Raw genomic sequence first — 8,174 nt, 5'->3', positions numbered from 1 at the left:
GCGTGGGCGGCAGCCCCTCGCGGGTCGCGCCCTTCGCGTAGTGCCGCTCGACGTAGTACTGCCCGATCGACAGCACCGTGGTGATCACGATGTACCAGATGGTGGCGACCATCAGCATCGGGATGACCTGGTAGGACTGCAGGTAGACCAGCTGGACCGAGTAGAGCAGGTCGGAGACGGCCAGCACGCTGATGATGCTGGTCCCCTTGAGCGCGCTGATCAGCATGTTGCCGGCGGTCGGCACGATGGAGCGCATCGCCTGCGGGACGACGATCCGGCGCAGCACCCGCCACCGGCCGATCCCGAGGGCGGAGGCGGCCTCCAGCTGGCCCCGGTCGACGGAGAGGATGCCGCCGCGCACCACCTCGGCGGCGTACGCGGCCTCCAGCAGGGTCAGGCCGACCACGGCGGTGAGGGTCGGGCCGAACAGGTTGACGGTGCGGACGGTGAGGAACTCCGGGCCGAACGGGATGCCGAGGCCGAGCGTCGGGTAGAGGGCGCCGATGTTGAAGAAGAGCAGCAGCTGCACCAGGGCCGGGGTGGAGCGGAAGATCCAGATGTAGACCCAGCTGAGCGTGCGCAGCACCGGGTTGGCGGACAGCCGCATGGTGGCGAGCACGGTGCCGAGCAGGAAGCCGAGGCCGAGGGTGACGGCGGTCAGCCAGAGGGTCAGGGTCAGGCCGTTCATCACCGAGGCGGCGGTGAACCAGTCGGCGACCACGTCCCACTGGAACGCCTTGTTGCGGGCCAGCGAGTTGACCACCATCGCGAAGAGCAGCAGGGCGACGGCGGCGGAGACCCACTGTCCGGGGCGGCGGCGGGGGACGATCCGGGCGGTGGCGGCCGCGGCGTCGGCCGCGGGCGGCGGGGCGGCGGATCCGGTGAGGGCGAGGGGGCGGGCGGGGACGGGCAGGACGTCCGGCGGGGTGGCCATGCTGAGGCTCCAGGCGGGAGGGCGGAGATGCGCGCGGGCGGGCGCACGGGGCGGGTACGGCGTGGTCACGTACGGCCGTTGCGGCCGGCCCGCGTCCCTCAACGCGGCCGGCGGTGCACTGCACTCCGCTCGCGATCGTACGCGTGAGCGATCGGCGGGTGTCAAGGGTGGGGCGCCCGCCCCGGGCCGGGTCCGGCCACCTGTCGCGGGGCGACAGGAGATCGCAACACGGCGGCAATGGAGGGTGGTTGACGCCGTGCGCGGTTCGCTGCTCAACTTGAGGCCATGTACGCCGAGCAGCCCCTGGTCACCCGCGACCACATCGACTTCGGTCGGGTGTGGTCCGCGGCGTGTCGCGGCTGACCCGGCAGCGGGCCGTCCTTCCGGCCCCGTCCTCCCTCGCGGGGACCTCCCTCGGTGCCCCGCGCCGGGCCGGGAGAGCCGTCACCACCTGACGGCTCCCAAGCGCGCTGCCGCCGCCTCCTCCCGCCTCCTCACCGCGCTGCGCTCCGGCATTCCCTCCGTCCGCCCGCGGGCCGTCACGTGCCCGCCGCCCTCCTTGCACAGGGCTCTATCCGGTCCTGCCCACCCGCAGCCCACCGGACCGCGTACGACCCGAAAGGTTCCGCCACCATGCCCGTCGAATTCCTCGGCATCGCCGCCACCGCCGACGGCACCGAGACCACCGCGCGCACCACCGCCGCGTTCGACCGCGACTACACCCTGCGGCTGGCCCGCGCCCACGAGGACCACGGCTGGGACCGGGTGCTGTTCGCCTACGGCTCCGGCGCCCCCGACCCGGCGCCCGCCGCCGCGTTCCTGGCCGCGCGTCTCGACACCCTGCAGATCCTGCTCGCGCACCGCCCGAACGTCTCGTACCCGACCTTCGCCGCCAAGACCTTCGCCACGCTGGACCGGATCAGCGAGGGCCGGCTCACCGTCCACTTCATCACCGGCGGCAGCGACCACGAGCAGCGGCGCGAGGGCGACTTCCTCACCAAGGACGAGCGGTACGCCCGGACCAGGGAGTACATCGGGATCGTCAAGAAGGCCTGGACCAGCCGGGAGCCCTTCGACCACGAGGGCGCGCACTACCGCTTCGACGACTTCGTCGCCGACGTCTTCCCCGTGCAGCAGCCGCGCCCGGGCGTCTCCTTCGGCGGCTCCTCGGAGGCGGCGTACGCGGCCGGCGGCGCCGAGGCGGACGTCTACTGCCTCTGGGGCGAGCCGCTGGCCCGCACGGCCGAGCAGATCGAGCGGGTGAAGGAGGCGGCGCGGGCCGCCGGGCGGACCGACGTGCCGCGGATCCAGGTGGCGTTCCGGCCGATCATCGCGCCGACCGAGGAGCTGGCCTGGGAGAAGGCGCACCGGACGGTGGACGCGATCCGGGCCCGCCGGGAGGGCGGCGAGCTGGTCCGCCGGGGCCGCCCGGCCGGCGCCGCGCCGGAGAACACCGGCTCCCGGCGGCTGCGGGAGATCGCCGAGGCGGGCGAGCGCTACGACCGGGCGCTGTGGACGCCGACCGCCGCCGCCACCGGCGGGGCGGGCAACTCCAACGCGCTGGTCGGCACCCCGGAGACGGTCGCCCAGGCGCTGCTCGACTACTACGACCTGGGCGTGGACATCCTCTCCGCGCGCGGCTACCACCTGGTGGACGACGCGATCGACTTCGGCCGGTACGTGATCCCGATCGTCCGCGAGGAGGTCGCCAAGCGGGACGCCGCGAAGGCCGCCGCCGAAGCCGCCGAAGCCGCCGAAGCCGCCGAAGCGGCCGACGCCGCCGGGGCCGCCAAGGCCGAGCGGGCCGAGCGCGACCGGCACCAGCTGATCGCGGTCCAGGCGTGACGGGCCCGGCCGGTGTGCGGGCCCTCGACGTCGAGGTCCGCCGGGTGCGCATCGACGACCCGCTCGCCGAGCCGCTGGTGCGCGAGCTCACCGAGGAGTACGTCCGCCGCTACGGCCCCGAGGCGCACCAGGAGATGACCCGCTACCCGGCGGACAGCTGGGCCGAGCCGCACGGCGGCGTCCTGCTGCTCCTGCTGGAGGACGGCGAGCCGGTGGCCGGCGGCGCGTACAAGCGCCTCGACGCCCGGACGGCCGAGGTGAAGCGGATGTGGACGCACTCGGCGCACCGCCGCCGGGGCCTGGCCACCCGGGTGCTGGCCGAGCTGGAGCGGGCCGCCGGCGCGGCCGGCTACCACCGGATCTTCCTCACCACCGGCCCGCTCCAGCCCGAGGCCAAGGGGCTCTACCTGGTCAACGGCTACACCCCGCTGTTCGACGTCGCCGCCGACCCGCTGACCATCGGCCCGCTGCCGTTCGAGAAGCACCTCCACTGATCCGCGCAGACCTGCCCCACCCCGAAAGGCACCCGTACCCGTGAGAACCTCCACCGTCCGCCGCCGCCTGCTCGCGGCCACCGCCCTGCTGCCGGTCCTGGCGCTGGCCGCGTGCGGCTCGGACCCGAAGCCGACGGCCGCGGCGGGCCCCGGCGGGCAGGCCGTCTCCGCCGCCGCCGAGGACCTCGTCTCCGGCGTGAAGAAGTCGGACACCGCCGCCGCGCTGCTGCCCGCCGACGTCAAGGCCGCCGGGACGGTCAGGTTCGGCTCCTCGATCGGCACCCCGCCGTCCGCCTTCTACGCCGACCAGGCCACCAAGAAGGCCGCCGGCCTGGACATCGACTTCGCCGACGCGGTGGCCAAGGTGCTCGGCCTGACCGTGCAGCGCGAGGAGGCGGCCTTCGAGACCATCCTGCCCGCGCTCGGCAGCGGCAAGTACGACGTCGGCACCGGCAACTTCGGGGTCACCGAGGCCCGGCTGAAGACGATCGACTTCGTCACCTACATCGACGACGGCCAGGGCTTCGCGGTCAAGAAGGACAACACCTCGGTCCAGCCGGTCACCGACCTGGTCCAGCTCTGCGGGCTGACCATCGGCACCGGCGCCGGCACCACCTTCGAGACCACGCTCAACGCGAAGAAGAACGTCTGCACCGACGCGGGCAGGAAGCCGTACGAGGTCAAGGCGTTCAGCGACAACGGCGCCACGCTCACCAGCCTCCAGCAGGGCCGGGTGGACATCCTGATGTCCACCATCAACGGCCTGCGCTACCAGGCCTCCCAGGAGGCCTCCGGCACCCGCTTCCTCGGCGAGTTCCACCGCCTCGACGTCGGCTTCGCGTTCAAGAAGGGCTCCCCGCTCACCCCCGCGTTCCAGGCCGCCGTCAACGAGCTGATCAAGGACGGCACGTACGAGCGGATCCTCAAGAAGTGGGGGGTGACGGACTCGGCCGTCAAGGAGTCCCTGATCAGCCCGCCCGAGCACAAGTGACCCCCTGTCCAGGGCCCCTTGGGAGGAGTCCCCCATGAGCACCGCCACCACCACCGAACCCCTCGCGAAGCCCGGCGGCAGACCCGGAGCCGCCGCCCGTCCGGGCGCCCCGCTCGACCTCGGCGAGCTCGCCGGGCTGCGCACCGTCCGCACCCGGCACCCCTGGCGCTGGGCGGCCGGCGTCGCCACCCTCGTCCTGCTGGCGCAGTTCGCCCACGGCCTGGCCACCAACCCCGGCTGGGACTGGGCGACCTTCCGGCTGTTCTTCTCCGCCGACACCATCCTGCGGGCGGTCGGCCGGACCGTCGAACTCACCGCCTACGGCACCGTGCTGGGCTTCCTGCTCGGCGCCGTGGTGGCCGCGATGCGGCTCTCCCGCAGCCTGATCCTGCAGACCGTCGCCTGGGCCTACGTCTGGGTGTTCCGCTCGATCCCGCTGATCGTCCAGCTGGTCTTCTGGTTCAACCTCTCCTACCTCTACAAGCGGTTCGGCTTCGGCGTCCCGTTCGGCCCGACCTTCGGGGAGTTCGAGACGGTCGGCGTCCTGGGCGCGCTCGGCGCGGCGGTGCTCGGCCTCGGGCTGCACCAGGCCGCGTTCGCCGCCGAGATCATCCGCGGCGGCGTGATCGCCGTCGACCCCGGCCAGCGCGAGGCCGCCGCCGCGCTCGGCGTGCCGCGCTGGCGGCAGGCCTGGCGGATCGTGCTGCCGCAGGCCATGCGCGGCATCCTGCCGGCCGCCGCCAACGAGGTGATCTCGCTGTTCAAGGGCACCTCGGTGGTCTACGTGATGGCGATCGGCGAACTCTTCTACCAGGTGCAGGTGGTGTACGGCCGCACCGGCCGGGTGGTGCCGATGCTGATGGTCGCCACCGTCTGGTACGTGCTGCTCACCACCGTGCTGTCGATCGGCCAGTACTACGTCGAGCGCTACTTCGCCCGTGGCGCCGACCGCACGCCGCCGCCCACCCCGCTCCAGCGGGCCCGGACCCTCGTCCGGGGCCTGCGCGCCCGCACCGCCACCGCCGTCGCCACCGGAGGACGCTCATGACCACCCTCGCCGAGGAACCCGCCGTCGAGCGGACCGGGGAGCCGTCGGCGCCGCCGATGGTCCAGGTGCGCGGCCTGTGGAAGAGCTTCGGCCCGAACGCGGTGCTGCGCGGCGTCGACCTCGACGTGCCGGCCGGCTCGGTGACCGTGGTGCTCGGGCCGTCCGGCTCCGGCAAGTCCACTCTGCTGCGCTCGATCAACCACCTGGAGAAGCTGGACCGGGGCTTCGTCGCGATCGACGGCGAGCTGATCGGCTACCGGCGCTCCGGGGACCGGCTGCACGAGCTCAAGGAGCGCGAGGTCCTGCGGCAGCGCACCCACATCGGCTTCGTCTTCCAGAACTTCAACCTCTTCCCGCACCTGACCGTGCTGGAGAACCTCACCGAGGCGCCGGTCAGCGCGCTGGGCCGGCCGAAGGCGGAGGCCCGGGCCCGCGCCCTGGAACTGCTCGAACGGGTGGGCCTGGCCGAGAAGGCCGCCGCCTACCCGCGACAGCTCTCCGGCGGCCAGCAGCAGCGGGTGGCGATCGCCCGGGCGCTGGCGCTGGACCCGAAGGTGCTGCTGTTCGACGAGCCGACCTCGGCGCTCGACCCGGAACTGGTCGGCGAGGTGCTGGACGTCATCAAGGACCTCGCGCGGACCGGCACCACGATGATCGTGGTCACCCATGAGATCGGCTTCGCCCGTGAGGTCGCCGACACCGTGGTCTTCATGGACGGCGGCGTGGTGGTCGAGCAGGGCCCGCCGCGCGAGGTCCTCGACGAGCCGCGGCACGAACGGACCAAGGCCTTCCTGGCCAAGGTCCTCTGAACCACCGAACCGCAGAACCCCCTCAACGGCAGGAGCCCCGCCATGTCCCTACCCCGTCGCGCCCTGGTGACCGCCGCCGCGCTCGCCGCCGCCCTCACCCTGGCCGCCTGCGGCGGCTCCTCGGACGCCACGGCGGACCTCGGCGCCGCGAAGGGCGACACCGCGCCGAACGGGGCCACGGTGAACCTGACGCCCCAGCAGAACCGGGTGACCACGCCCAAGGTGGACGCCCTCGCGGCACTGGTGCCGGAGGAGATCAGAAAGCGCGGAAGACTGACCGTGGTCGACTCGCTCGGCACCACGCCGCCCCTGGACTTCTACGCCAACGACGACAAGACGATCATCGGCGTGGAGCCGGACATCGCCTCGCTGATCGGCAACGTGCTCGGACTCGACGTCGAGTTCAACCCGGTCTCCTGGGAGAACATCTTCGTCGGCCTGGACAGCGGCAAGTACGACGTCGGCATCTCCAACATCACCGTCACCGAGGCCCGCAAGGAGAAGTACGACTTCGCCACCTACCGCCTCGACATCCTCGGCTTCGAGGCGAAGAAGGGCACCGGCTGGAAGATCACCGGCCCCAAGGACATCGCGGGCAAGACCGTCGCGGTCTCCTCCGGCACCAACCAGGAGAAGCTGCTGATCGCCTGGAACGAGGAGAACGTGAAGAACGGCCTGAAGGCCGCCGACATCAAGTACTTCCAGGCCTCGTCCGACTACTACCTGGCGCTCTCCTCCGGCCGGATCGACGCCTACGTCGGCCCCAACCCGGTCACCGCCTTCCACGCCGTGCAGACCGGCGAGACCGAGGTGATCGGCACCTACTCGGGCGCCGGCGCCGAGGTGCTCGGCAAGATCGGGGCCACCACGAGGAAGGACAACGGCCTGGTCCAGGCGCTGAACGGGGCCATCAACGAGGTGATCAAGAACGGCACCTACGGCCAGGTGCTGAAGCGCTGGGGCCTGGACGCCGAGGCCGTGCAGGCCTCCGAGATCAACCCGGTGGGCCTGCCGAAGACGTGACGGCCGCCCGGGCCCGGGGTAGTTCACCCGAACACGGGTGCCCGCCGCTAACCTGACCCGGTCAGGATGAACGGTGGTCGGGTCCGGCGGACTGGTGGGGGAACGCATGAAGGCGGGCGATGTCGTGGGCGGCCGCTACCGGCTGGACCGGGAGCTCGGCCAGGGCGGGTTCGGCGTGGTCTGGGCCGCCCACGACGAGACCATCGGGCGGGCGGTCGCGCTCAAGGTGCTCTCCGAGGAGAAGGCCGGCGACGAGGAGTCGATCGGCCGGTTCATCCGCGAGGCCAGGACCGTCGGCGGCCTGTCCCATCCGCACATCGTCACCCTGTACGACTACGGGCGGATGCAGGAGGGCGCGCGCTCGACCCACTACCTGGTGATGGAGCTGGTCCGGGGCCGGCCGCTCTCCGCGCTGCTGCGCGACGGCGCCCGCCCGGAGCTGTCCGTCGCCCTGCGCTGGGTGCGGCAGGTCTGCAAGGCGCTGGACTCCGCGCACCGCAGCGGCGTGGTGCACCGGGACATCAAGCCCGAGAACATCATGATCACCGACACCGGTGAGGCCAAGGTGCTGGACTTCGGCATCGCCCGCCTGCTCACCCAGCAGGGCGGCGGGCTCACCTCCACCGGCGTGGTCATCGGCACCCCGGCCTACCTGGCGCCGGAGTGCTGGTCCGGCGGCCACATCGACGGCCGGGCCGACCTGTACGCGCTCGGCGCGGTGCTCTACCAGCTGTGCACCGGCCGCCGCCCGTTCAGCGCCGACTCGCCGGTGAGCATGATGTTCAAGCACCTCAACGAGCAGCCGACGGCCCCCGGCACGTCCGACCCGACGCTGGACCGGCTGGTCCTCCAACTGCTCGCCAAGGACCCGGAGGACCGGCCCGCCGACGCGGCCGAGGTCCGCCGCCGGCTGCGCGACCTCAAGATCGGCACCGACCCGGACGCGCTGCGCCGCAAGGCCGACGAGATGTTCGCCGAGGCGCAGGCCGAGGCCGACGCCGAGGACGCGGCGGTCTCCGCCACCGCCGAG

At 72.6% G+C, this 8,174-nt stretch carries 8 protein-coding genes; 7 read left to right on the top strand and 1 reads right to left on the bottom strand.

The features are described 5' to 3' along the window. Positions 1 to 934 (bottom strand): amino acid ABC transporter permease (locus tag ABD308_RS01675; RefSeq protein WP_344324323.1); only part of this gene is annotated, 934 nt, incomplete at its 3' end. A gap of 633 nt (positions 935 to 1,567) precedes the next feature. On the opposite strand from ABD308_RS01675, the gene ABD308_RS01670 reads away from it, so the two are divergent. The 7 genes from ABD308_RS01670 to ABD308_RS01640 form a co-directional block, all read left to right on the top strand. Then, positions 1,568 to 2,779 carry an LLM class flavin-dependent oxidoreductase gene (locus ABD308_RS01670; RefSeq protein WP_344324320.1) on the top strand — a complete coding sequence of 404 codons (1,212 nt, stop codon included), beginning with the start codon at positions 1,568 to 1,570 and terminating at the stop codon, positions 2,777 to 2,779. Next, entirely contained in the window at positions 2,776 to 3,273 is a 498-nt protein-coding gene (locus ABD308_RS01665) for a GNAT family N-acetyltransferase (RefSeq protein WP_425554670.1), read from the top strand. Before ABD308_RS01670 ends, ABD308_RS01665 begins: the two co-directional genes overlap by 4 nt. Before the next feature lie 40 nt (positions 3,274 to 3,313). Then, a complete protein-coding gene (locus ABD308_RS01660) occupies positions 3,314 to 4,264 on the top strand; it encodes an ABC transporter substrate-binding protein (protein WP_344324317.1) in 951 nt (316 codons plus the stop codon). Positions 4,265 to 4,298: 34 nt separating this feature from the next. Next, complete coding sequence (locus tag ABD308_RS01655) at positions 4,299 to 5,312, top strand: amino acid ABC transporter permease (RefSeq protein ID WP_344324314.1); 1,014 nt, start codon at positions 4,299 to 4,301, stop codon at positions 5,310 to 5,312. A 56-nt stretch (positions 5,313 to 5,368) separates the two neighbouring features. Continuing rightward, on the top strand, positions 5,369 to 6,121 hold the full coding sequence (locus ABD308_RS01650; RefSeq protein WP_344324365.1) for an amino acid ABC transporter ATP-binding protein: 753 nt from the start codon (positions 5,369 to 5,371) through the stop codon (positions 6,119 to 6,121). Positions 6,122 to 6,163: 42 nt separating this feature from the next. Beyond that, positions 6,164 to 7,144 carry an ABC transporter substrate-binding protein gene (locus tag ABD308_RS01645; RefSeq protein WP_344324312.1) on the top strand — a complete coding sequence of 327 codons (981 nt, stop codon included), beginning with the start codon at positions 6,164 to 6,166 and terminating at the stop codon, positions 7,142 to 7,144. Positions 7,145 to 7,250: 106 nt separating this feature from the next. Further along, the coding region (locus ABD308_RS01640; protein ID WP_344324309.1) for a serine/threonine-protein kinase at positions 7,251 to 8,174 on the top strand (924 nt) is incomplete at its 3' end.

Origin of the sequence: Kitasatospora putterlickiae, assembly GCF_039527695.1 — a bacterium.
Classification (GTDB): Bacteria; Actinomycetota; Actinomycetes; order Streptomycetales; family Streptomycetaceae; genus Kitasatospora; species Kitasatospora putterlickiae.
The sequence above is the reverse complement of the archived record's forward strand: the minus strand, read 5'-3'. Positions and strand labels throughout refer to the sequence as shown.

Excerpts from the sequence above, each read along its gene's own strand:
- ABD308_RS01670 (WP_344324320.1), top strand. The coding sequence starts at position 1,568 with ATGCCCGTCGAATTCCTCGGCATCGCCGCCACCGCCGACGGCACCGAG.
- ABD308_RS01645 (WP_344324312.1), top strand. The coding sequence starts at position 6,164 with ATGTCCCTACCCCGTCGCGCCCTGGTGACCGCCGCCGCGCTCGCCGCC.
- ABD308_RS01650 (WP_344324365.1), top strand. The coding sequence starts at position 5,369 with ATGGTCCAGGTGCGCGGCCTGTGGAAGAGCTTCGGCCCGAACGCGGTG.
- ABD308_RS01655 (WP_344324314.1), top strand. The coding sequence starts at position 4,299 with ATGAGCACCGCCACCACCACCGAACCCCTCGCGAAGCCCGGCGGCAGA.